Origin of the sequence: Marinobacterium stanieri (genome assembly GCF_900155945.1) — a bacterium.
Taxonomy (GTDB): domain Bacteria; phylum Pseudomonadota; class Gammaproteobacteria; order Pseudomonadales; family Balneatricaceae; genus Marinobacterium; species Marinobacterium stanieri.
In genome coordinates, this window is record NZ_FTMN01000005.1 from 170,598 (window position 1) to 194,336 (window position 23,739).

22 protein-coding genes are annotated in these 23,739 nt (G+C 58.3%); 12 read left to right on the forward strand and 10 right to left on the reverse strand.

The genetic code is table 11. The features are described from left to right. Positions 1 to 75 precede the first annotated feature (75 nt). From BW956_RS22275 to BW956_RS22455, 3 genes are all read left to right on the forward strand, one after another. Positions 76 to 297: a hypothetical protein gene (locus BW956_RS22275; protein WP_139327181.1), complete on the forward strand. Its 222-nt coding sequence runs from the start codon at positions 76 to 78 to the stop codon at positions 295 to 297. A gap of 52 nt (positions 298 to 349) precedes the next feature. Next, positions 350 to 928, forward strand: a complete 579-nt coding sequence (locus BW956_RS12650; RefSeq protein WP_217695125.1) for a hypothetical protein — start codon at positions 350 to 352, stop codon at positions 926 to 928. 543 nt (positions 929 to 1,471) lie between these two features. Further along, complete coding sequence (locus tag BW956_RS22455; protein ID WP_175612009.1) at positions 1,472 to 1,615, forward strand: hypothetical protein; 144 nt, start codon at positions 1,472 to 1,474, stop codon at positions 1,613 to 1,615. On the opposite strand, the gene BW956_RS12655 is transcribed toward BW956_RS22455, so the two are convergent. The 9 genes from BW956_RS12655 to BW956_RS12695 all read right to left on the reverse strand — a co-directional run bounded on the left by BW956_RS12655 (position 1,588) and on the right by BW956_RS12695 (position 11,378). After that, positions 1,588 to 3,861 carry a GGDEF domain-containing protein gene (locus tag BW956_RS12655; RefSeq protein WP_139327182.1) on the reverse strand — a complete coding sequence of 758 codons (2,274 nt, stop codon included), beginning with the start codon at positions 3,859 to 3,861 and terminating at the stop codon, positions 1,588 to 1,590. The genes BW956_RS22455 and BW956_RS12655 overlap by 28 nt on opposite strands. Positions 3,862 to 3,947: 86 nt before the next feature. After that, positions 3,948 to 4,727 carry an HAD-IIB family hydrolase gene (locus BW956_RS12660; RefSeq protein ID WP_076463038.1) on the reverse strand — a complete coding sequence of 260 codons (780 nt, stop codon included), beginning with the start codon at positions 4,725 to 4,727 and terminating at the stop codon, positions 3,948 to 3,950. Further along, positions 4,727 to 5,497 (reverse strand): DeoR/GlpR family DNA-binding transcription regulator, encoded by a 771-nt coding sequence (locus BW956_RS12665; protein ID WP_076463039.1) that lies wholly within the window; start codon positions 5,495 to 5,497, stop codon positions 4,727 to 4,729. The genes BW956_RS12660 and BW956_RS12665 overlap by 1 nt, the downstream gene beginning before the upstream one ends. After that, positions 5,484 to 6,230 carry a glycerophosphodiester phosphodiesterase family protein gene (locus BW956_RS12670; RefSeq protein ID WP_076463040.1) on the reverse strand — a complete coding sequence of 249 codons (747 nt, stop codon included), beginning with the start codon at positions 6,228 to 6,230 and terminating at the stop codon, positions 5,484 to 5,486. The genes BW956_RS12665 and BW956_RS12670 overlap by 14 nt, the downstream gene beginning before the upstream one ends. Then, positions 6,231 to 7,295, reverse strand: coding sequence for a sn-glycerol-3-phosphate ABC transporter ATP-binding protein UgpC (gene ugpC, locus BW956_RS12675; RefSeq protein ID WP_076463041.1), 1,065 nt, complete (start codon positions 7,293 to 7,295; stop codon positions 6,231 to 6,233). It abuts the gene before it with no gap. Between the two features lie 2 nt (positions 7,296 to 7,297). After that, positions 7,298 to 8,149, reverse strand: coding sequence for a sn-glycerol-3-phosphate ABC transporter permease UgpE (ugpE, locus tag BW956_RS12680; RefSeq protein WP_010324912.1), 852 nt, complete (start codon positions 8,147 to 8,149; stop codon positions 7,298 to 7,300). After that, complete coding sequence (gene ugpA, locus BW956_RS12685) at positions 8,149 to 9,030, reverse strand: sn-glycerol-3-phosphate ABC transporter permease UgpA (RefSeq protein WP_076463042.1); 882 nt, start codon at positions 9,028 to 9,030, stop codon at positions 8,149 to 8,151. The genes ugpE and ugpA overlap by 1 nt, the downstream gene beginning before the upstream one ends. A gap of 56 nt (positions 9,031 to 9,086) precedes the next feature. Then, complete coding sequence (gene ugpB, locus BW956_RS12690; protein WP_139327183.1) at positions 9,087 to 10,385, reverse strand: sn-glycerol-3-phosphate ABC transporter substrate-binding protein UgpB; 1,299 nt, start codon at positions 10,383 to 10,385, stop codon at positions 9,087 to 9,089. Positions 10,386 to 10,511: 126 nt separating this feature from the next. Continuing rightward, positions 10,512 to 11,378, reverse strand: a complete 867-nt coding sequence (locus BW956_RS12695) for an NAD-dependent protein deacetylase (RefSeq protein WP_076463043.1) — start codon at positions 11,376 to 11,378, stop codon at positions 10,512 to 10,514. Positions 11,379 to 11,767: 389 nt separating this feature from the next. On the opposite strand from BW956_RS12695, the gene BW956_RS12700 reads away from it, so the two are divergent. Further along, a complete protein-coding gene (locus tag BW956_RS12700; protein WP_076463044.1) occupies positions 11,768 to 13,678 on the forward strand; it encodes a TonB-dependent receptor plug domain-containing protein in 1,911 nt (636 codons plus the stop codon). A gap of 66 nt (positions 13,679 to 13,744) precedes the next feature. Beyond that, positions 13,745 to 15,340 carry an alpha/beta hydrolase-fold protein gene (locus BW956_RS12705; protein ID WP_175612010.1) on the forward strand — a complete coding sequence of 532 codons (1,596 nt, stop codon included), beginning with the start codon at positions 13,745 to 13,747 and terminating at the stop codon, positions 15,338 to 15,340. 23 nt (positions 15,341 to 15,363) lie between these two features. On the opposite strand, the gene BW956_RS12710 is transcribed toward BW956_RS12705, so the two are convergent. Further along, a complete protein-coding gene (locus BW956_RS12710) occupies positions 15,364 to 16,260 on the reverse strand; it encodes a LysR family transcriptional regulator (RefSeq protein ID WP_076463046.1) in 897 nt (298 codons plus the stop codon). A gap of 102 nt (positions 16,261 to 16,362) precedes the next feature. Here BW956_RS12710 and metE point away from each other — a divergent pair, with 102 nt between their 5' ends. The 7 genes from metE (at position 16,363) to dctP (ending at position 23,734) form a co-directional block, all read left to right on the forward strand. Further along, positions 16,363 to 18,672: a 5-methyltetrahydropteroyltriglutamate--homocysteine S-methyltransferase gene (metE, locus tag BW956_RS12715; protein WP_076463047.1), complete on the forward strand. Its 2,310-nt coding sequence runs from the start codon at positions 16,363 to 16,365 to the stop codon at positions 18,670 to 18,672. 213 nt (positions 18,673 to 18,885) lie between these two features. Then, positions 18,886 to 19,689, forward strand: coding sequence for a DODA-type extradiol aromatic ring-opening family dioxygenase (locus BW956_RS12720; protein WP_076463048.1), 804 nt, complete (start codon positions 18,886 to 18,888; stop codon positions 19,687 to 19,689). A gap of 206 nt (positions 19,690 to 19,895) precedes the next feature. Further along, positions 19,896 to 20,339, forward strand: a complete 444-nt coding sequence (locus BW956_RS12725; RefSeq protein WP_175612011.1) for a MarR family winged helix-turn-helix transcriptional regulator — start codon at positions 19,896 to 19,898, stop codon at positions 20,337 to 20,339. A 16-nt stretch (positions 20,340 to 20,355) separates the two neighbouring features. Further along, a complete protein-coding gene (locus BW956_RS12730; RefSeq protein ID WP_076463050.1) occupies positions 20,356 to 20,784 on the forward strand; it encodes an acyl-CoA thioesterase in 429 nt (142 codons plus the stop codon). A gap of 51 nt (positions 20,785 to 20,835) precedes the next feature. Further along, positions 20,836 to 21,363 carry a TRAP transporter small permease gene (locus BW956_RS12735; protein ID WP_076463051.1) on the forward strand — a complete coding sequence of 176 codons (528 nt, stop codon included), beginning with the start codon at positions 20,836 to 20,838 and terminating at the stop codon, positions 21,361 to 21,363. Further along, a complete protein-coding gene (locus tag BW956_RS12740; protein ID WP_076463052.1) occupies positions 21,363 to 22,688 on the forward strand; it encodes a TRAP transporter large permease in 1,326 nt (441 codons plus the stop codon). Before BW956_RS12735 ends, BW956_RS12740 begins: the two co-directional genes overlap by 1 nt. Positions 22,689 to 22,768: 80 nt before the next feature. After that, positions 22,769 to 23,734: a TRAP transporter substrate-binding protein DctP gene (gene dctP, locus BW956_RS12745; RefSeq protein ID WP_076463053.1), complete on the forward strand. Its 966-nt coding sequence runs from the start codon at positions 22,769 to 22,771 to the stop codon at positions 23,732 to 23,734. The last annotated feature ends 5 nt before the right edge of the window (positions 23,735 to 23,739 follow it).

Genomic DNA, 23,739 nt, shown 5'->3' on the forward strand with positions numbered 1-23,739 from the left:
TTCTCTATTCATCGCCGGAGATGAATGGAGTAGCCTGAGTCATTACTCTAAACATCAAAGTAGGGCCTGCTTCCAATGGACTCTGATCTCATCCCCTTCCTGATATTCGCCGGCTTTGTCGTAGCTATCATTCTGCGTGTTCGTTCCCAACGGGCGGCTCGGGGACTGACGCCTGAGAAGCGTAAAGGCAGAGGGCGGCCTTCCGGTAGATCCCGCGCCAGTGAGGCGGGTGGCAGTGAGATGGGCGGTGGTTCTGAAAGTGGTGGCGACGGCGGTGGTGATGGCGGTGGCGACTGAGCTTCCTGCTTATACTCCCTTTAATCTTGCTGACAGTATTGAGGTCGTTGTGATGAAACGATGGGGAATGGGTTTGTGCGCGCTGTTGTTTGCGGCCGGGCTTCAGGCTGAGACGATGCATGACACCGGGCATCACCATCAGGCAGCCCATGCACATGCCGAGCACATGGGGTCCAGTCCGGTGAATAACCTGAAAGAGCCGGGTCAGTCTGCGTTTGCGGCGATTCAGGAGGTGGTGGCAACGTTGATGGCGGACCCGGATACCGATTGGAGTCGTGTGAATATCGAGGCGTTGCGTCAGCATTTGATCGATATGGATAACGTGACGCTGAGGGCCGAGGTTGTTACGGAAGCCTTGCCAGGTGGCGCGCGTTTTACTGTGACAGCGCAGGAGGCGCGAGTAGCCCGCTCGATTCAGACGATGGTTTCCGCGCATGCCGGGGCCATGAATGGGGTTGAAGGTTGGGCGCTATCAGCCGACCTGATTGAGAATGGCGCGGTGCTGGCGGCTACCGGTGAGGATGTTGAGCGTATTCGCGGGCTGGGCTTTATCGGCTTAATGACGGTGGGTATGCACCATCAGGCGCATCATTTGGCGCTGGCGAAAGGGCTAAATCCACACGTGCACTGATCTCCCTGTGGGCTCTGTGAGTAATTACACCAATGGCCCCTGAATCTCCATTTATACACAGCCGTGTATTTCTTCTGCTTTGTTGATATCTTCCTTGACTTACCCATCTTCAACTCGATGAAAGTGCAATGCTTTCGTAACTTACCCCCATTTTCTCTGTATAGTTCTGTGGAAAACCTCATAGCAACAGGTCCGCACATCTCGCTTAAGCCCTTGAAATACGGGGTCTGTAAAACTGGTCAGTGAGTACCCATATGCCTGTATAAATCTTTTCGATGTCGTTGCGATGGGTTGTGGGTATCGCCACTGCCCTGTGGGTATCTATGTGGCTGCCTGTGTAGCATCCTGTTAATGAAATTTTCCACTGGTCAAATTATGAGCATGAAAGCTGAGGGTTATGCTGAACGTTGTATGGCCTGATGCGCGACAGCATTGGCTTGTTTGGAATAGTTAATAGCTATCAATAATAAATAAAGAATAAATTTCTAAAACATAAGCCGGCGGATTAACCTGATTCCATCACTTTCCCAACGGAGCAGGAACATGGCTAACATCTTTCGTTACATCGACACCACCGCCAGCAAGCCGGCTACACGCAACCAAGCCGAGAAGCCTCAGGGTTGCCCGCAATGTAACTACAGCAACAACTACTACGGTGATCAGGTCTGTACCACAGCACCGCGTTGATCAGGGTCTTCGCCCTCGTCCGGGGCAGTGAGTACCCGGTTACGACCGCTCTGTTTGGCACGGTAGAGCGCCTGGTCAGCCTGCTGCAGCAGTGTGTCTGCGTCGATAGTGCCGGCGCGGCCACTGCTGACCCCTGCTGACAGGGTCACCGAGCCGATCCGGTCGCCTTCAATCACAATCGATTTGGCTGCCATGCCCATGCGTAATTGTTCGGCCCGAACGCGCGCATCTTCCAGGCAGGTATCAGGCAGTACCACCACAAATTCCTCACCGCCATAGCGGCAGATAATGTCACTGCTGCGAAAGGCTTGTCGCAGTTGCTGGGCAACGATCTGAAGTACATGGTCGCCAGCGGCATGGCCGTAATTGTCGTTCAGTTGCTTGAAGTGGTCGATGTCACAGATCACCAGGGCGATCTCGGTCTGGGTGCGCTCGCCTCTTGCCAGCTCATGAGTCAGCATCTGGTCCAGGTAACGTCGGTTGTGCAGTTCTGTCAGCGCATCCTCATAGGAGAAGCGGTTCAGTAGCTGCTGCAGTGCGACCTTGGACAAGGTCAGGTTGATGCGCTCGATGGCGCGCGTGAACAGCAGTTGCAGAGTGTTGCGGCTGAGTTCGCCTACCAGTGCGCTTTCTTCATTGAAATCGAGCAGCAGGATGGCTTCCAGCTTGCGCTGCTCCAGTGGCGTGTCGTACTGAATGCGCAGCATCAGGTGCCGGTTGCCCAGGCTTGTATCAGCCTCAATATCGAGGTTGGTGGGAAAGTCACGGGCGTCGCCCCAGCGTTGGCTTTCTGGCAGCAGAGGCTCATCTGCATTGAGTTTGTAGAGTGCGCCGGGAATAGGGGCGCACAGGTCTTCAGTGCGGCGGTACAGACACGCCAGTGCTTGCTCGATATCAGCCCGGCTTTCCATCTCGCTAACCAGTTCATCCAGCATGCTGCGTTTGAGGTTGGCAAACTCCAGCGCCTTGACCCTCTGGGCTTCGCGCCGGGCCAGCTCTTCCAGTGCCTGGGTACGCTCAGCCACCCTGACTTCCAGCGTGGCATTGAGGCGGGCCAGCGCTTTCTGAGTACGGGAAAAGTGGTTCAGCGACAGCACCACCACGGCAAGTGAGAACAGCAGGGAGCCGATGCCCACCGGTACCTGGCCCCAGGGCAAAAGGCTATGGGCTACGGCCATATCGAGCAGCAGCAGAAGCGTCATGATGCTGGTGGCCAGTAACAGCAGGCGTTGATCCCGAGTGGCATGGGGCCAGTGGCGCGCGACTACCAGCAACATGCTGGGTACGCAGATCGCGAACAGCATGTCGAAGGGCGGGTAGGTATTGGCCAGGCTGGTAATGCCGGCTAATGACAGCCCCAGCGCGGCAATGAAATAGGCACCGAACAGGGCGACCAGGCGGTTGAACAGTTTCGGATAGCGCTCGTGGTACCAACTGCGCAGCAGCAGGGCCAGGGCAACCGGCATGATGTAGTAGCAGCCGGCGCTGATGTATTCCCACAGCAGGGGGTTATGGAACAGCAGCTGTTTAGCCTGGCTGGCGCTGATGGCGAGGCCTGCGTGGGAAAAGGAAAATAGCGCCAGCGACAACAGACTCAACCGCTCCCGATTGAACGGCGCGAACAGCAGGCACAGCAGCGCCACAATAAGGCTGAAGGCGCCGATCGCAAGGTTGTGCATGGAGCCTTCCAGAATGCGTTGATAGAGCGCGGTGCGTTCCATCACTTTCACTTCGCCCCAGAGGCCGATATCCAGGTAGTTGCTGAACACCCGGAAGTAGATGGGCTTGCCCGCCGCATCTTCGGGAAGGGTGATCATGTGCCAGGGCCAGCCTTCGAACTGGCCACGCCCTTTGGCATCAAATTCGCCGTAGTGATAGATCTGCTGCCCATCGATATAGACTTCGGTAATCAGGTCGACGCTGAAGATATACAGCACCGGGTCACGCCAGTCGGCATCGGGGATCAGGGTGCGATACCAGACCTGCTCTCGGCCATCACGACCGGGCGGGTTGGACGGGAAATCGATGGGTTTCCAGGCCTCGGGGGCTGGCTCCAGGGTCCAAGTGGGCACGCCGTTCTGGAACGGGGAGTCACCCCAGCGGTATTCCCAGTTCTGGTTCAAATCCAGGGTTTCGGCATGCAGAAAAGAGGTGCACAGCTGCAGCAGCAGGTACAGACACAGGGCCAGACTTGATCGTGTGGCCTGTTGGAAGATGCCTTGAAGGCCAAGGGCAAACCTGAACATCAAACGGCCGCCATTCAAATCGCTGAATACCCACACAGTATATGCAGAGTTCTGTGATCTGTGGGTTAAACAAGCGTTTTTATAGCTTAGTGTTGATGTGGATACAGTTTCTGCGCCAGTTCGTTAAAGCCCAGACCGCCGTTGGCACTCAAGATATGCCGGGGATGATGGGTCATGTCGGGCAGCCAGGGGCGGATATTGGCGACGCCAAAGGTGTGCTGCAGGTAGGCAAACATGGGCTCGTCATTGGCGGAATCACCGACATAGGCAACCTGCTGCTGGATAGCCGCGTCGTTGAGGCCGAATTTCTGTTTCAGCAGGCGCTCGGACATGGCCTGTTTGCTGTAGTCGCCCAGCCAGGCGTTGATATGGATGGAGCTGGCGCGTGCCTGGGCACCGGCCTGGTGAAAAAGTGCCAGTACTTGATCGCGCTGTTCGGCGCTGATACCGCTCACGTCCTGGTTGTAGTCCAGTGCCACATCGGCCAGGCGGTAGGGCTGGTCCTTGGCCAGCTGCATCTGGGGTACCTGTTGCAGGGCCTGTGTGGCCAAGGCGAGTAACTGTTGCTGGCGCTCGCTGCGGGTCTGTTCACTGTCCCAGCCGTGATATTCCACCCGGCCCGCTTCATCTCTGTCGAAGTAAAAGGCGCCGTTCTCGCCAATCACCGCGGCTACGGGCCAGAGACGGATCATCTGATCACACCAGCCGGCACAGCCGCCGGTGACGGGCACGACTTGAATGCCAGCGGCTTCCAGTTGATAGAGCGCGGCCAGGGTTTCCGGCAGTAAACGCCCATCGGTCGTGAGAGTGTCGTCCACATCGGTAAAAAGGTAACGAATCTGGTCATCATCGGGTGTGGCGGGCATCAGTGGGCCTGTCCTGTCTGGATGAGTTCGATGCCCAGATCCTGCAGGGACTGGCCAAGTTCAGTCGTGGGCAGGCGGTCGCACACCATCAGGTCCAGGCTGTCGAACCCGGCCACCTTGACCATGGGGCTGCGGCTCCATTTGCTCAGGTCGGCCAGCAGCACCCGCTGGCGTGCGTTGCGCAAGATGGCGCGGCTGACGTCGGCTTCCTGCGGATCAAAGTCGAGCAGGCCGGCGTCCGGGTCCAGGCCTCCGGCACCGATGATGCCGAAATCGACCCGGTACTGATCCAGGCTGCGGGTAACGGCTTCGCCCACCATATCGCGGTCGTTATGGCGCAGGGTCCCCCCGATCACCAGTACTTCGGTGTCCGGTTGCTCACAGAGAATGCCGGCCACATCCAGGTTGTTGGTGAGTACACGCAGGCGCTGATGGCCAGATAACGCGCGCGCCAGGTGCGCGACCGAGGTGCCGATGCCCAGCATCAGGGTCGAGCCGTCGGGAATGCGGGCGGCCAGTGCCCGCGCCATGCTGTGTTTCACCCCGGCATTGAGCTGCTCGCGGCTGCCAAAGGACAGGTTGAGTGCACTGGCGGGCAGGCTGACACCGCCATGAATGCGGCGTGCCAGGCCCAGTTCGCACAACTGGTTCAGATCCTTGCGGATGGTTTGGCTGCTGACCGAGAACTGCTCGGACAGGCTGTCGACCTCAAGTTCACCCTGACGATTGAGCAGGGCGAGGATGCGGTCCTGACGTTCATTCAGATTCATGGATCTCGTTAAACCGTTGCGGATAATCAGTGATAACGCCGTCCAGCCCCCAGTGCCAGAGCGAGGCGATCTCGTCGGGGATGTTGGCGGTCCAGCAGTAGAGTTTCAGGCCCGTATCCTTGATCGCTTTCACCTGCAGGTAGTTAAGCTGGCGCCAGTGGGCGTGCAGGCTGAACAGATTAAGGTGTTGTGCCTGGGTGTGCCAGTCGCAGGGCAGGTCATCCACCAACAGACCGCGTCGAATCTCAGGAGCCTGGGCCTGACATTCCGCCAGCAGGTCACGGCTGAAACTGGAGATCAGTAGTTGCTCGATGGGGAAGTCGGTCATGCGAACGGCCTCGATAACCGCCGCGACCACCTGCTCTGCCGGCAAGCCATGATGCTTGATCTCCAGATTCAGGCCCATCTCCAGATGGCACAGCAGATCCAGCGTATCCGTCAGCAGGGGGAGCGGCTCGTGGGGCCAGTCCGGGTGCAGCGCGGCCATGTTCATATTATTCAGCTCATCGGCAGCCAGTGCCTGCAGCAGATCGTTGCGGTTGCCACAGCGGCCAGTGGTGTCGTCATGGCTGACCACCGGGGTGCCATCGGCCAGAAGGGTGACATCCAGTTCGATCCAGCGCACACCAATCTCGGCGGCCTTGCGAAAACCGCCCAGGGTATTTTCCGGGGCCAGGCTGGGAATGCCGCGATGACCGGTGACGCGGGCCGGGTTCAGGTAGGTGGTCGTCATTTAATTGATCCGTTGTTGGCTGTTGGCACAGAACAGATGTAGTTCGTCGCAGTGAAACCCCAGTGACAGGCGGGTGCCGGGTTCACAGGGGGCAGCTCCCTTGAGGCGCACGATCAGCTCCTGATCCAGCCCTGGCACCTTGCCATGTACCAGCGTATCGGCGCCCAGCTGTTCCAGCAGACTCACATCCAGCTCAATGCGATGTGGATAATCTGTGCCCCGGTGCAGATGCTCCGGGCGCAGGCCCACAATCACCTCGCCGTTGAAGTCCACTTTCTGCTTCAGCGGAATCCTGAGCTCACCCAGTTGTAGTTGATGATGGTCCAGGCGGCCAGTGATGAAATTCATGCTGGATGAACCAATAAAGCCGGCGACAAAAGGTGTCTGCGGGCGGTGATAGACATCCAGTGGTGAGCCGATCTGTTCCGCACGGCCGGCGTTCATCACCACCAGACGGTCGGCCAGGGTCATGGCTTCGGTCTGGTCATGGGTCACGTACACCGTGGTGGTATTGAGGCGGCGCTGCAGGCGTTTGATCTCGATGCGCATCTGGCCGCGCAGCTTGGCATCCAGGTTGGACAGGGGCTCATCGAACAGGAACACCTTGGGCTGGCGCACAATGGCACGGCCCATGGCCACGCGCTGACGCTGACCACCGGATAGCTGGCGCGGCTTGCGCTCCAGCAGTTGTTCCAGCTGCAGCATTTCCGCGGTGGATTCCACCTGCTGACGAATCTGCGCCTTGGGCGTACGACGGTTGCGCAGGCCGTAGGCCATGTTGTCGAACACGCTCATATGCGGGTACAGGGCGTAGTTCTGGAACACCATGGCGATATCGCGTTGCGCCGGTTCCAGCCGGTTGACCTGTTGCTCGCCGATATGCAGCTCACCGTCGGTGATCGTCTCCAGCCCTGCGATCATGCGCAACAGACTGGATTTGCCGCAGCCGGAAGGGCCGACCAGTACGATCAGTTCGCCCGGCTCCACATCCAGGTTGAGGCTGTGAATGGCCTGATGGCCGTTGGGATAGGTTTTGCCAATATTGGCCAGGGATAAATTGGACATCATTATTTCTCGGTTTCGACCAGGCCCTTGATAAACAGGCGCTGCATCAGAATGACCACCAGCACCGGCGGCAACATGGCCATCAGGGTGCTGGGCATGACCAGGTGCCAGGCGACTTCGGCATCGCCCACCGACAGCATGCGCTGAATGCTCATCACCACGGTGTAGTAGTGTTCATCGGTGGTGATCAGCAGCGGCCAGAGGTATTGGTTCCAGCCGTAAATGAACATGATCACGAACAGCGCCGCCAGATTGGTGCGCGACAGCGGCAGCAGGATATCGATGAAGAAACGGATCGGCCCTGCGCCATCCATGCGGGCGGCTTCGATCAGCTCGTGCGGCACCGTGAGGAAGAACTGGCGGAATAGAAAGGTCGCCGTGGCGCTGGCGATCAGCGGCAGGATCAGCCCGGAATAGGAGTTGAGCATGCCCAGATCTGCTACCACTTCAAATGTTGGCATGATGCGCACTTCCACCGGCAGCATCAGGGTGATAAAGATCAGCCAGAACGAGAGCATGCGAAAACGGAAGCGGAAAAACACGATGGCGTATGCAGCCAGCATGGAGATCAGCAGCTTGCCGATGGTGATGCCCAGCGCCATGACCAGGCTGTTGCCCAGCATGCTGATCAGGTTCACGTTGAGGGTTTTCTGCCCGGTTTCCAGCCCCAGCGCCATGGCGTAGTTGAGCAGAAAACGGTCGCCGGGCCAGAGCGGTACAGTGCCGCTGTTGAGGGCTTCCGGCGCATGGGTGGAGGCAACAAAGGCAATCCAGATCGGAAAGGCCACCACCAGCACACCGAGGCAGAGAGTCAGGTGGCTGATCAGATTCAGCAGAGGACGGTTCTCGATCATCAGTACTGCACCTTGCGTTCGATATAGCGGAACTGCACCACGGTGAGTGCACCGACAATCGCCATCAGAATCACCGACTGGGCGGCGGAGGAGCCCAGATCCAGCCCGTTGAAGCCGTCATCGAACACCTTGTACACCAGAATGCTGGTGCTGCCGCCGGGGCCACCCTGGGTCACGGCGTGGATGATGCCGAAGGTATCGAAGAAGGCGTATACCACGTTGATCACCAGCAGGAAGAAGCTGGTGGGCGAAAGCAGCGGGAACAGAATGGTCCAGAAGCGTTTCATCGGCCCGGCGCCATCCAGTGCCGCAGCCTCGATCAGCGAACGCGGAATCGCCTGCAAACCGGCGAGGAAAAACAGGAAGTTATAGCTGATCTGCTTCCAGGCGGCGGCGATAATCACCAGCAGCATGGCCTGGTCGCCATTCAAGAAATGGTTCCAGTCGTAACCCAGCTGCTCCAGCAGGTAGCTGAGAATGCCGATGCTGGGATTGAACATGAACATCCACAGCACACCCGCTACGGCAGGGGCTACGGCGTAGGGCCAGACCAGCAGGGTGCGGTACACGCGGGCACCGCGAATCACCTGATCGGCCATCACGGCCAGCAGCAGTGCGCCGCCCATGGACAGGGCGGTGACGCCGATACTGAAAATAAAGGTGGTGGTGAAGCTGCGGTGATAGATCTCATCCTGCAGCAGCACACTGAAATTCTCGAACCAGACAAACTCGGTGGACAGGCCAAAGGCGTCTTCCATCAGGAAGGACTGCCAGACCGCCTGGGCGGCGGGCCAGAGAAAGAACACCAGTGTGATCGCCAACTGCGGCAGCAACAGCAGCCAGGGCAGCCAGCGATGGTTGAATACGGGTTGGCTTTGCATGGAGTCTCCGAAACGTGCAGAAACGGCAGGGCCGGATGGCCCTGCCTGTCACGGTGTTAGCCGTTCTGACGCTCGAACTTGCGCAGCAGCTTGTTGCCACGCTCTACCGCACGGTTCAGGGCGGCTTCGGCGCTGTCCTTGCCGGACCAGACGTTTTCCAGTTCTTCGTTGATGATGTCGCGAATCTGCACGAAGTTACCCAGACGCAGGCCCTTGGAGTTGGCGGTCGGCTCAACCGAGGTCATCTGAGTGATTGCCACATCGGTACCCGGGTTCTGGTTGTAGAAGCCCTGTTTGCGGGTCAGATCAGCGGCTGCGTGGGTGATCGGCAGATAGCCGGTGAACTGGTGCCAGTCGGCCTGGATTTCCGGGGAAGACAGGAAACTGTAGAAACGCGCTACACCTTTGTAGTCAGCCTTGTCGTGACCCTGCAGCGTCCAGAGGGTGGCGCCACCGATGATGCTGTTCTGCGGCTGCTGGATCGCTTCACCCCAGTTGGGCAGCTGCGCCACGCCGAACTCGAAGCCCTTGGCGTTGTTTTTCACACCCGCGTAAGAGGCGGAGGAGTTCATGTACATGGCACATTCGCCGCTGTAGAACTTGGGTGCGCTGTCAGAACGGCGACCGCCATAGCTGAAGATGCCTTCTTTCTGCCAGTCGGCCAGCTGCTGAACGTGTTTGACGTGCAGCGGGCTGTTGAACGCCAGCTCGGTGTCCAGACCGGCAAAGCCGTTGTTTTCCGTGGCGAAAGGCACGTTGTGACGGGCGCTGAAGTTCTCCAGCTGCACCCAGGACTGCCAACCGGTAGTGAAACCACATTCGTAACCGGCATCCAGCAGCTTACGGCCAGCTTCGCCCATCTCTTCCCAGGTTTTGGGCGGCTCGACACCAGCCTTGGCCAGGGCATCCTTGTTGTAGTAAAGCACCGGGGTGGAGCTGTTGAACGGCATGGACAGCATCTTGCCGTCGTTGCTGGTGTAGTAGCCGGTCACGGTAGACAGGTAGTCGGACGGATCAAACGCCTGGCCGGTATCTTCCATCAGCTGATACACCGGATAAACCGCACCTTCAGCGGCCATCATGGTGGCGGTGCCCACTTCGAATACCTGCACGATGTGCGGCTGTTCCTTCGCGCGGAAGGCTGAAATCGCCGCCGTCATGGTCTCGGTGTAGTTACCCTTGAACACGGGGACAACCTGATAGTCATCCTGGCTGGCGTTGAACTTGTCAGCGATCTCGTTGACCTTTTCGCCCAGCTCGCCGCCCATGGCATGCCACCACTGAATCTCGGTTGCTGCCTGTACCTGTGCTGCCATCACTGACAGTGCCAGTGTTCCCAATGTCTTGCGCAACATGATTTGCTCCATCACTTGTTTGGTAACCGTAGTGAAGGGCGAGCAACTGCCGGCACCGCCCGATTCCGAAGAGCATTGCAACAAAGGGATGTTTCATTTGATTGTCAGTCTGCTTTCAAATGAAAGTCATTCTGGTGACAGCGGGTTTAAAGTGAAACCTTTGGCAGGTGAGGTGAGCCTGTCCAGCTGGCCCAGCGTGGCCTGCAAAACCGGCGCGATAGGGGCATCCAGCTTAAGGTTAAGCAGTTCATCGGCGCGGGTTTTTCCGAGGGTAAGGGCCGCAATAGGCTTGTTCCACTCATTGGCGCGGCGGCAGAACCGGAAGCCGGAGTAGACCATCAGCGAGGAGCCGATCACCAGCAGGGCGTCGGCCCGCTGCAGCGCATCCAGAGCATCCAGAACCCGTTGTTTGGGCACGTTATCGCCAAAAAACACCACATCGGGCTTCAGAATGCCGCCGCATTGGGGACAGTCGGGAATCTGAAAACCACTGAAATCCACTTCCAGGTCGGCATCGCCATCGGGGGCGGTGTCAGCGGTAAAGCGGGTGAAGGCTGGATTCAGCTCGGCACTGCGTTGATGCACTTCATCCCGACTGCAGCCGAAATCACAGCTCATGCAGATGACCCGATCAGAGCGGCCGTGCAGATCGATCACCTTCTGACTGCCTGCACTCTGGTGCAGACCATCCACATTCTGGGTCACTAGCAACTCCACATGGCCTCGTGTCTCCAGCTCCGCCAGTGCTTCATGGGCCTGGTTCGGGCGAGCATCGCGCATCACGGGCCAGCCCACCAGAGAGCGACCCCAGTAACGCTTGCGGGTGTGTTCGCAGCGCATGAAATCCGGGTGCTGCACGGGCTGTTTGCGTTTCCAGTCGCCGTTTTTATCGCGGTAGTCGGGAATGCCGGAGTCGGTGCTGATACCGGCACCGGTCAGAATCAGGAGGCGTGGGTGGCGCTGGATGAAGTCGCTCAATGCCTGGTGGGACATGGTTGGGTCTCAAGCGGAAAAAGGATCTTTCTAGGATACGTCATTGTGCGGGAAATGAATCACGGGGGCCAGAATGGGGGGAGTTGTAGAGTCTGAGTTTTCGACCTCGGAGAGGCCTCCCACAGAATGCCTTCATCAAGACTATCCACAGAGAAATTTCAGCGTGGCATGTGGCCTGGATGTCTTCGTGAGTGTGCAAAGGGCTTCTGTTCAGCGCGCATCTGAGGAATGTTCTATTGATTATCTAAATGATAACAATTAGCATTAATATTAAGTGTTTGGTGCTTTGACCCCTTCCAGAGCACCGCACGCTCTCACTGTACTCAAGAAGCCCTCTGCCTTAAGGCCAAACAAAGGGCCAACACACATTCTTACAGGGATAAGACAAGATGCATCCTTCGAAGCCGATTCGGGCATTTGCCCTTTCTACGCTTTCTGCCGGGTTGATGCTGGCGCACCCATCTGCATTTGCCGCGACTCAGGAAATGGACACGGTCGTCATCAGTGCCTCGGGTACCGAACATACCCAGATGACCGCACCGGCCTTTACCACCGTGATCGATGCCGATGCGCTGCGCGACAATCCGACCGAAAGCGTAGCCGATCTGGTCAGCCGCAGTGCCGGTGTGATCAACACCACCGACAGCGCCGGCCGTGATGAAGTGCGCATGCGCGGTCTGGATGCCGGCTATACCCTGATTCTGGTGGATGGCCGCCGCATCTCCTCCGGCAATGCCCTCTGGCGTGGCGGTGACTTCGACTTCAGCGCGGTGCCGCGTGCCAGTATCGAGCGGATCGAAATTGTGCGTGGTCCCATGTCGTCGCTTTATGGGGCTGATGCCATGGGCGGTGTCATCAATATCATCACCAAGAAGGGGGCGCAGGATTGGGCCACCAATGTGGACGTGGTCTACGAGCACATCACCGAGGGTGAAGAGGGTGACCAGTTCCGTACCAACCTCTCCACCGCCGGTTCACTGACGGACAACCTCTACCTGCGCCTCAGCGGTGAGTTCTACAACCGTGACGCCTGGTATATCAACGACGCCGATACGGTGCCGGAACGTGAAGAGAAGGAAGCGCGAAACTTCTCCGGCTCGCTGAGCTGGGATCTGGATGAGCGTCAGACCCTGAATGCGGATCTGATGATCAACCAGGATGAGCGTCCTTACGACAACTATGCCAGTGGCTCCTATCGTGAGCAGGAGATCGAGCGCACTACCTACGCCCTGAGCCACGAGGGTAACTGGGATTGGGGCCGTACCCTGCTCAGCGCCAATTATGAAGATGGCGAGATCGACGACTACAACAGCCGCTATCCGGACCCCAAGCAGCGCAACCTGGAAGAGACCAACCTGACGCTGTCCGGTAGTGCCGGCATGAATCTGGGCATCCACGGCCTGAGTATGGGCTACGAATACCGCAATCAGGAAGTCAGTGACAAGGTTGCCTTTACCCAGTCCGGCAGCAGCGATGCCAGCCAGCAGGCCCTGTTTATGCAGGATGAAATGCAGTTGACCGACAAGTTGCGCCTGACCCTGGGTGGCCGCTATGAAGACCACGATGACTTCGACGGTGAGTTCACCCCGCGTGGTTACCTGGTGTATGAGCTGAACAACGCCGTCTCCATCAAGGGTGGTGTCAGCAAGGCGTACAAGGCACCGCGTCCGCACCAGATTATCGAGGAATACCAGATCGTCAGCTGTGGCGGTTCCTGCTTTATCCCGGGTAACCCGGACCTGACGCCGGAAACCAGCGTCAACTATGAGCTGGGTGTGGAAACCCGTGCTGATGATTGGCGCATGTCTGCAGTGGTGTTCCGCAATGATGTGGAAGACATGATCACCGCTACCTACGATGCCGCGACTCAATCCCGTGCCTGGGTCAACCTGAATGAGGTTCAGGTCACCGGTCTGGAGGTGGAAGGTCAGGTTGATCTGAACCACGCCTTGAGCCTGGATGCGGCCTACACCTACATGGATACCGAAGAGAACGGCGATGCCGAGCTGGCCTTCCGCCCGCGCCACAAATTGAACGCCGGCTTGAACTGGCAGGCCATCGCCGATACCGGCTTGCGTCTGGGTGTGGATTACTTTGGTGAGCAGAAAAACTGGGATAACGAAGCCCAGTCGGCCTATACCCTGGTGAGCCTTGCGGCCAACTCCCGTGTCACACCGGATCTGACCCTGCGTGGCGGTATCAACAACCTCACCGACGTGGACCTGAATGACGACGATGATGACTACTACAGCAATGTGGTCGGTCGCAGCGTCTACGTGGGCCTGAGCTACGATTTCTGATTATTTGTCTCTCCCCGGGGCGGTGTTCCTGTTAACTGGGCACCGCCCTTTTTTATGAGTGAACCTATGTTGAAAAGGATGAATAGGCTGGCGCTGGCCGTGGCAGGTACCGCGCTGGTGACAACGGCTGCATGGGCGCTGCCGCTGCAGCAAACGCTGTCCCTGCCGGCCGGCGAAACACGGGTGGTGGACCTGGATTTGGCACAGGGGGATTACCTGCGCGGGCAACTCAGTGGCAACGGCCCGGTCAAGGCACTGCTGGTCGATGCCGAAGGCGCGCCGGTACGCCACCTGACTCGCACCGGTGATGTGGATGCACGGGTGGCCTTTCGTGCGCCTCAGGGGCAAGCCTATCAGCTGGTATTGAGTGCCGGTAATGCACCCGTGCAACTGTCGCTGGCGCTGGAAAAGGCACCCTTGTTGGCACCGGGGGAGGTGAATACGCCCGAGATGGACAGCCCTCAGGTACGCCGGGCATTGGCTGCATTGAAAGCAGGGCAGAGTGTCGATGAGGTCTGGTCTGGATTGACGGCCTCAGGCACTCCCCTGATCGAATGGCCGCAGGATGTGCCTGAGGCAGAATTGGCTGCGAATGAACGTCTGGTCACCTTCCTTTGGCGCGGTGCCCGTGAGCGGGTATTGATGCTGGGCGCACCGGGTTATGAACATGATCCGCTGTTTCGCCTGGGTAACTCGGATATCTGGTTTCGCAGCTATCGCCTGCCCAGTGATACGCGCATGAGCTACAAGCTGGCGCCGGATGTGCCGCAGGTGGCGGGGACGGAGCGCGAGCAGCGGGTCGCCATTATGGCGACAGCACAAAGAGATCCGCTGAATCCGAATCAGTGGTCGCCGGATGGTCTGAATGATCGCTATAACCTCAACTCCATTCTGGAGCTGGATCAGGCACCTTCCGACCAGCTGCTCAAGGGGGATCGACCGCTGCCAAATGCCCGGCACTACCGCTTGAGCAGTGAGCGTTTGGGCAGTACCCGTGATGTGGATATCTGGCTGCCCGAAGGCGTTGAAGCGGGGTCGGGTGATCAGGTGCCGCTGGCCATTTTCTTCGATGGTGCTGAATACCAGTCCCGTATCCCCACGCCCCGTATTCTGGCGAATTTGATCGAGTCAGGTCAGATACCGCCCACCGCAGCGGTCTTTGTCAGTAACCCCAGTCGTGCAGCACGGCGTACGGAGCTGCCCTGCAACGCAGACTTTGCTGACTTCATGGCAGAGGAGCTGCTGCCTTTTGTTGTGGATAAAACCGCTTTGCGTTTCTCTGGGGATAAAACCCTCTTGGCCGGTGCCAGTTTCGGTGGTTTGGCATCTGCCTGCACGGCCTACCGTTATCCACAACACTTTGGCCTGGTGCTGAGCCAGTCAGGGTCGTTCTGGTGGAGCCCGACGGATGCGGAACGTCCTGAATGGCTCAATGCGCAGTTGGCCAAGTCCGAGCTTTTGCCTATCCGTTTCTACCTCAGTGCCGGTCGTTTCGAAACCGATTTTGGCGAAAGCGGTATTCTCAATGCCAACCGCCAGCTGGAGCAGATCCTGCAGATAAAAGGCTATCCGGTGAAACTGGAAGAGTTCAGCGCTGGCCATGACTACTTCCACTGGCGTGCCACCCTGGGACGGGGGCTGGTACATCTGCTGGGTGACTGACCACCGGGCAGTTGATTGCAGTATCAGGCTGGAGGCTGATTGTACTGGCGTGCCAGCTCCACAAAGGCGTGCAGGTAATCCACCTGCACGTCGTCCTTGCGCAGGCCCAGAAAGATCTGCTTATCCACACCGGTTTCGCCTAGTCGCAGGGGGTGCAGCGGCAGGCGTTGCTGATATTCCTCCACCAGCCAGCGGGGCAGGGCGGCGACGCCACGTCCGGCGGCGACCATCTGCAGCATGATATCCGTGGTTTCAATCTGCTTGTGCCGCAACGGGCTACAGCCTGCAGGGGTCAGAAAGCGGTTGAAGATATCCAGCCGGTCAGGCTCCACGGGGTAAGTGATCAGGGTTTCGGGAACCAGTTGCTCGGGCTCCACTCGTGTCTGACCAAACAGGGCATGCTCGGGGCCGACGACCAGCACCTGTTCGTAATCGAACACCGGCTCGAATACCAGGCCGCTGCGATGCAGGGGGTCCGGTGTCACCAGCAGGTCGATCTCATGGCCGTACAGAGCGCCCATGCCGCCGAACTGGAATTTCTGCCGCACATCTACATCCACGCCCGGCCAGAGTTTCAGGTAGGGGCTGACCACTTTCAGCAGCCACTGGTAGCAGGGGTGACACTCCATGCCGATGCGCAGGGTGCCACGCTGACCGCTGGCAAACTGCTGCATCAGATCTTCTGCATGCTCAAACTGCGGCAGCAGCCGTTCAGCCAGTTTTAACAGATATTCACCGGCCTGGGTCAGGCGCAGGCGGCGGCCTTCCTTCTGCCAGATCGGCGTGCCCAGCTGTTGTTCCAGCTTGCGCACCGAGTGGCTCAGTGCCGATTGTGTCAGACAGAGAGTGTCGGCGGCGGCGGTGAGAGAACCCTGCTGGTCGACGGCGCGCAGGATCATCAGGTGGTGGCGTTCAAGCATATCAATCCATGATTTGAGCTAATTGGTTGATGAGATAATGCCATTATTTTTCATCATTCATAAGGGCTAGCATCTCTCTTGAATTGAATCATGGAGAGAGTCATGCGCCGTCCCACAGAACACAAAACCCTGCTGCATAACCTTGGTTTCCCGCGTATCGGGGCTCGTCGTGAACTGAAATTTGCCCAGGAAGCTTTCTGGAAAGGTGAGGCGACCGAGGCGGCGCTGCTTGGCACGGCAGCCGATCTGCGTCAGCAGAACTGGCAGCGTCAAGCCGGGCTGGATTTCGTGCCGGTGGGGGACTTCTCTCTGTATGACCAGGTGCTGGATATGAGCTTTACGCTGGGTAACCTGCCAGCGCGTATTCAGGGGCTGGAAGGCTCGGAGCTGGACCAGTATTTCCGCGTTGCCCGTGGCCGTTCTGCCAACGATGCCGACGACAACGCGGTTCATGCCGGCGAGATGACCAAGTGGTTCGACACCAATTACCACTACATCGTGCCGGAATTCAGTGCCGAAACCTGCTTCAGCCTGAACCCGGCCCGCCTGCTGACACAGCTGGCCGAAGCCCGTGAGCAGGGCCATAACGCCAAACCGGTGCTGATTGGACCGATTACCTATTTGTTGTTGGGCAAATCCAAGGACGAGACCCAGCCTCTGAGCCTGCTGGCACAGTTGCTGCCGGTGTATGCTGAACTGCTCGATCTGCTGGCAGAGCAGGGCGTGGAATGGGTACAAATCGACGAACCCGCACTGGTGACGGATCTCTCACCGGAATGGCAGGACGCCTTCCGCACCGCTTACGCGGCATTGTCTGACAGCGGTGTGAAGCTGCTGCTGACGACCTACTTCGGTCAACTTGGCGACAACCTGGAACTGGCGTGTAGCCTGCCGGTGGCGGGCTTGCACCTGGATGCCGTGAATGCCCGTGCGGAGGTGGCATCGGTCATCCGTCAATTGGCTGCCGACAAGGTGCTGTCGCTGGGGGTGGTGAACGGTCGCAACATCTGGAAAACCGACCTGAGCGCATTGCTGGATTGGCTGGAACCGGTCGCACAGCAGCTCGGGAAGCGCCTGTGGATCGCGCCGTCCTGCTCCCTGCTGCATGTGCCGGTGGACCTGTCCAGCGAGCAAACGCTGGATGCGGAATTTCACTCCTGGCTGGCTTTTGCCCAGCAGAAACTGGATGAGCTGAGGGTTATCCACAGCGCCTTGAACCATGGCCGCGATTCCGTCGTGGCAGAACTGGCAGAAAACCTGGCGGCACTGAATAGCCGCCGTACCTCTCATCGCGTGCACAACCCGCGTGTGCAGAAGGCTGTCGGTGCTATTGATGCGGCTTTGGGGGAGCGAAACAGCCCCTATCCGCAACGTGTCGCGGTGCAGCGTGAAAAACTGAAGCTGCCGTTGTATCCGACTACGACCATCGGTTCTTTCCCGCAGACCCAGGGGATTCGCCAGAACCGTCGGGCCTTCAAGAGAGGCGAACTTGATGCGGGTGAATATGAGATCCGCATGAAGCAGGAGATTGAGTTCTCGGTAAAGCAACAGGAAGCGCTGGGTCTGGATGTGTTGGTGCACGGTGAAGCCGAGCGGAACGATATGGTGGAATACTTCGGTGAACAGCTGGATGGCTACGCCTTCAGCCAGTTCGGTTGGGTGCAGTCCTACGGTTCTCGCTGCGTGAAACCGCCCATCCTGTTCGGTGATATCAGCCGCCCCAACGCGATGACGGTGGAGTGGATCAAGTACGCCCAGTCACTGACTGACAAGCCCATGAAGGGCATGCTCACCGGCCCGGTCACGATCCTGAACTGGTCTTTCGTGCGTGACGACCAGCCACGCTCGCTCAGTTGTCAGCAGCTTGCACTGGCGATCCGTGACGAGGTGCAGGATCTGGAAGCCGCTGGTATCAATATCATCCAGATCGACGAAGCCGCCCTGCGTGAAGGCTTGCCACTGCGTCGCAGCCAGTGGAACGAATACCTGAGCTGGGCGGTGGAATCCTTCCGTATCAGCGCCAATGGCGTTTCCGATACCACCCAGATCCACACCCATATGTGCTATTCGGAGTTCAACGACATCATCGAGGCGATCGCACAGATGGATGCGGACGTGATCACCATCGAAACCTCCCGTTCCGACATGGAGCTGCTGGATGTGTTCGATGCCTTCCACTACCCGAACGAGATCGGCCCGGGTGTCTACGATATCCACAGCCCTAACATTCCGTCGGTGGAGCAGATGGTGAAGTTGATGCGTCTGGCCGCTCAACGCATACCGGCTGAACGTCTGTGGGTAAACCCGGACTGCGGCCTCAAAACCCGCCAGTGGAGTGAAGTGATACCAGCGCTGCAGAATATGGTGGAAGCGGCCAGGGTTCTGCGCGCCGACAGAGCTGCTGCGGCTTGATCACGAGGGTTCTCAGAGGGCGGAGCCGGGCTCCGTCCTCTGCTTGGGGGAGGTTGTCAGGTGAATGATTCATTTTTTTGATCAATTCGATAATTACGGCCCGATTGATGGTAAGTGGTTGCTGTATGACTATTACCTCATCAGGCCGCGACATGATTTGAACTGAATTTCCGGTACGAACATCGGCTTTCCGAACTCAGAGGAGTAGGTGATATGACCGCTAAACAACCCACTGTTTTTGTTCCCCATGGTGCCGGCCCCTGTTTCTTCATGGACTGGAACCCGGCTGATGCCTGGGACAACATGGCTGCTTACCTGCGCAGCATTCGCGATACCCTGCCGGAGCAGCCCAAGGCGATCCTGATGGTGTCGGCACACTGGCTGGAGACCGAATTTCGGGTTACCAGCGGTGCCAGTCCTGAGCTGATTTTCGACTACTACGGTTTTCCGCAGCATACCTATGAGCTGACCTATCCGGCGCCGGGCCATCCTGAGCTGGCACAGCAGGTGGTTGAGCTGCTGCGCAATGAAGGTCTGGCTGCGGCCAGCGACGATGAGCGGGGGTACGATCACGGCATGTTTATCCCGCTGAAGCTGATGTTCCCCGAGGCTGAAATCCCGGTGGTGCAGCTGTCTCTGCGTCAGGATATGGACCCTGAAGCACACCTGCAGGCCGGTCGTGCCCTGGCATCGCTGCGTGAGCAGGGTGTTCTGATTGTGGGCAGCGGCATGAGCTTCCACAACATGCGCGGCTATGGCGATCCTCGTTTTGGACCCATCTCGGACCAGTTCGATGCCTGGCTGAAGCAAACCGTAGAGGCGGAACCGGAGCAGTGCTTCCAGGGGCTGAGTCAGTGGGAACAGGCCCCCATGGCGCGCCAGTGTCACCCGCCCCGTGCCGAAGAGCACCTGATTCCGTTGATGGTCACGGCAGGTGCCGCTGGTGAAGACAGAGGCCAGCGTGACTTTACCGACCGCGTGCTGGAAACAACGCTGTCCGGCTATCGCTTCGGCTGAGGCTGTAAAATCCAGCCAGTACCCCTGCCTGACCCCTTCTCAGGCAGGGTGCTCCCTTCCTTTCTCCTTGTAGCCGGGTCCCCTTCTGCTTGCCCCTACGCATGATTCCAACAGCGGGATGATATGTTTCACAGTTTGATATTTTATGTATGAAATATTAGTGTTTGAATCATTATCAATGCTCAGCTGAGGGAATGGACCAAGTAATGGATAGCGAACTGGCACTCAAAACCTGGTTTCGGATGCTGTCGAACACGGCACTGATTGAACAGGAACTCCGCACGCTGTTCGTGAACGAGTTCAATGTAACCCTGCCTCAATTCGACCTCATGGCAGCGCTGCACCACGCCGGTGGCAGCGAGAAGATGTCGGCCCTGTCCAAGTGGATGAAGGTGTCCAACGGCAATATCACGGGTGTGGTGGATCGCCTGGAACGGGATGGTCTGGTGGCACGCCAGGCGCTGCCGGAGGACCGCCGCGTCAAAATCATCCACCTCACCGAAACAGGAAGTGAAGTATTCACACAGATGGCGAAGCGCCATAAGGAATGGATTTCGACACTGCTGGATGAGATCAGCGAAGGCGATCTTGAGCAGTTGCATCTTCAGCTGATGCAGTTGAGCAAAACAATAAAAAGAAAACTTCAGTAGCCTGATGGAGCCCACTATGCGGTATTCACGCGAAGAACTGATCCGCTTCAGACACTGCGATCCCGCCGGGATCGTGTTCTACCCCCGTTACCTGGAAATCGTTAACGATACCGTCGAAGACTGGTTTGAACACATAGGATTTGCGTTCAAAACCATGCAACAGCGCTTCGGTGCCGGGGTTCCCACCGTCAACTTGAATATCCGCTTTGCGTCCCCCTGTCGCCAGGGTGATCGTTTGCAGCTGTCACTGGTGTGTAACCGAATCGGTGACAGCTCCATTGTGCTCAGCATCCGCTCCGCTCAAGCGGACAATCCGGTATTTGAAGCCGAGGTGGTGCTCTGCTTTACCAGTATCGGTGAGCGGGTGGAGAAACTCAGCATCCCGGCCGAGATTCGCCACCAGATACAGCAATATCTGGACGAGACGGTCGCTGCGACGGCCTAGCAGCCGCTGCCAACCCAACAATCTGCACAACAATAATAAGAGAGACACACTATGGACACTGTCCTGGAACAGCCTCGGCCAGCTCTGGCCAAGGGGTACTACCACCGGTTGCTGACCGGCTGTGGTGTGCTTGCGGCGCTGATGTTTGCCCTGATGGGAGCGCTGGTGTGCACCGATATCTTCCTGCGTAACCTGACCACTGTCTCCATGCCCTGGACCGTCGAGGTCTGTGAATACCTGCTGATGACGGCCACCATGCTGGCCGCACCCTGGCTGCTGTATCAGGAAGGGCATATCCGTATCGATCTTCTGCTGCGAGCACTGGCGCCGGGTTGGCGCGTGTGGGCGGATCGTCTGATCAGTGCCCTGGGCCTGCTGATCTGTGTGCTACTGACCTGGTTTGCCATCGACGTGGCACAGGACAAGGCACAGCAGGGTAGCCTGGTGTTCAAGGTACTGGTGTTTCCCGAGTGGTGGCTGAATCTGCCGATGATTCTGGGCTTTGGTTTGATGACGCTGGAGTTTGCGCGTCGCTTGTTGCCGCTGTCTTCCGCTACATCTGATGAGGAGGTGCTGTGATGGAGTGGTATCACGCACTGATGATCATGCTGGGGACGCTGTTTACCCTGATGCTGGTCGGGCTGCCGGTCGCTTTCGCGTTCCTCGGCGTCAACCTGCTCGGTGCCTGGCTGTTTATGGGCGGAGAGGCGGGGCTGGCGCAGCTGGTGCGCAACTCGGTCAGTGCCATCAGCAGCTTCTCCCTGACACCCATTCCCCTGTTCGTAATGATGGGTGAGCTGCTGTTCCATACCGGCCTGGCCTTCAGAGCCATCTCCAGCATTGAACAGCTGATCACGCGTCTGCCGGGTCGGCTGTCGGTGGTGTCCATTCTCGGTGGTACCACCTTTGCTGCGCTGTCCGGTTCAACGATTGCCAATACCGCCATGATGGGCAGCGCGATGCTGCCGGAAATGCTCAAACGCGGGTATCACCCGACCCTTGCCATGGGGCCGATCATGGCTGTGGGCGGCATCGCCATGCTGATTCCCCCGTCCGCGCTGGCGGTAATGCTGGGCAGTCTGGCCGGCGTCTCGATCAGTGGCTTGCTGGTGGGTGGCATCATTCCGGGCTTGTTGATGGCTGCAGGTTTCCTCGCCTATGTGATCTTGCGTTCACGCAAGGAAGAGGCTGATCAGGGTGATGAAGACGCACAGCTGGATATCGGTCAGCCCAGCCATTGGCAGCGCTGGTGGCCTTTCTTCCGCGATGTGGTGCCGCTGCTGGGAATCTTCGTCGCGGTGGTGGGGTGCATGCTGGCTGGCTGGGCGTCGCCCACTGAATCGGCCGCCATCGGTGTACTGGCCTCGCTGATCGCGACCCTGGCCTATCGCACCCTGACGCTGAAAAACCTGATGGTTTCGCTGATGGAAACCACCAAGGTCTCCGTGATCATTCTGTTCGTGCTGGTGGCTTCTACCGGTTTCTCCCAGCAGCTGAGCTTCTCCGGTGCCACCGGTGGTCTGCTGTCGCTGATCACGGATTATGAGCTGTCGGCCTTCTGGCTGACGGTGGGCATGCTGGCAATCATTCTGATCATGGGCTGCGTCATCGATCAGGTCAGCATGATGATGATCACCCTGCCGTTCTTTATGCCGCTGGCCGCTGCCGCCGGGATCGATCCGGTGTGGCTGGGCGTGATGATGCTGATTGCCATGGAGCTGGGCCTGCTGACGCCACCCTTTGGCCTGCTGTTGATGGTGATGCAGGGGGTGGTGCCCAAGTCCATTCGCCTGCCACAGATCTATGCGGCAGCGGTACCTTTCCTGCTAATCGAGGCGCTGGTGCTGGTGTGCATCCTGTTGCTGCCCTGGTTGGCAACGGGGCTTCCAAGTCTCATGAAATAGCTCAACCAAGACCTGATAACAATGAACGGCCCTGAGCCGACAAAAAACGACATCCAATACCCAACACAATGGTGAAGTGCATGAATAATAAATCTAAGAAATTGCTCTGCGGTAGCCTGCTGGTTCTGACCCCAATGATGACACAGGCGGCTGAGGTCACGCTGAAAGCGGTATCAGCCTTTGGCCCGGATACCTACTTCAATCAGCGTTTTGCGCAGTTCGTCGAGAAGGTGAACGCTGAGGGCAAGGGGCTGGTGCAGATCAATCTGGTCGGCGGCCCTGAAGCAATTCCGCCGTTCGAGATCGGCAACGCCGTGCGGGCCGGTATCGTCGATATCGCCAACACCACCGGTGTGTTTCACGCCAATATGGTGCCGGAAACCCTGGCCATGACCCTGACCAACAAGTCGATGGCGGAGCTGCGTGAAAACGGCGGCCATGCACTTATGGACCAGCTGCACCGCGACAAGGCCAATATGTTGTGGCTGGCGCGCCTGTCCGATGGCATCCAGTACCACGTGTATACCAACAAGGAAGTCGATTCGACCAACTTCTCCGGTCTCAAGCTACGCAGCGTGCCGGTCTATCGTCCTTTCTTCCAGGCACTTGATGCCACACCGCTTCAGGTTGCGCCCGGCGAGGTGCTTACCGCGCTGGAACGTGGTGTGGTTGATGGCTATGGCTGGCCGGCCACAGGGATCTTCGATCTGGGCTGGCAGGAGAAAACTGCCTACCGCGTGGAGCCCGGCTTCTACAACGTGGAAATCAGCCTGTTCATGAACCAGGACAGCTGGTCCAAACTGGATGACGAGCAGCGTGCCTTCCTCAACAAGCAGGTTGCCTGGGTGGAGTCATTGAATGCCAAGGCGGCACAAAATGCCGAGCTGGAAAAGCAGAAGCAGGCGGAAGCGGGCATTCAGGCCATCGAGCTGAGCCCGGAACAAGGCAAACGTTTCCAGCAGCTGTCCCAGCAGGCCGGTTGGCAGGCGCTTGAACAGATCAGTCCGAAGCAGGTTGGCGACCTGAAAGCGCATTTCGGCAGTTAATCCAG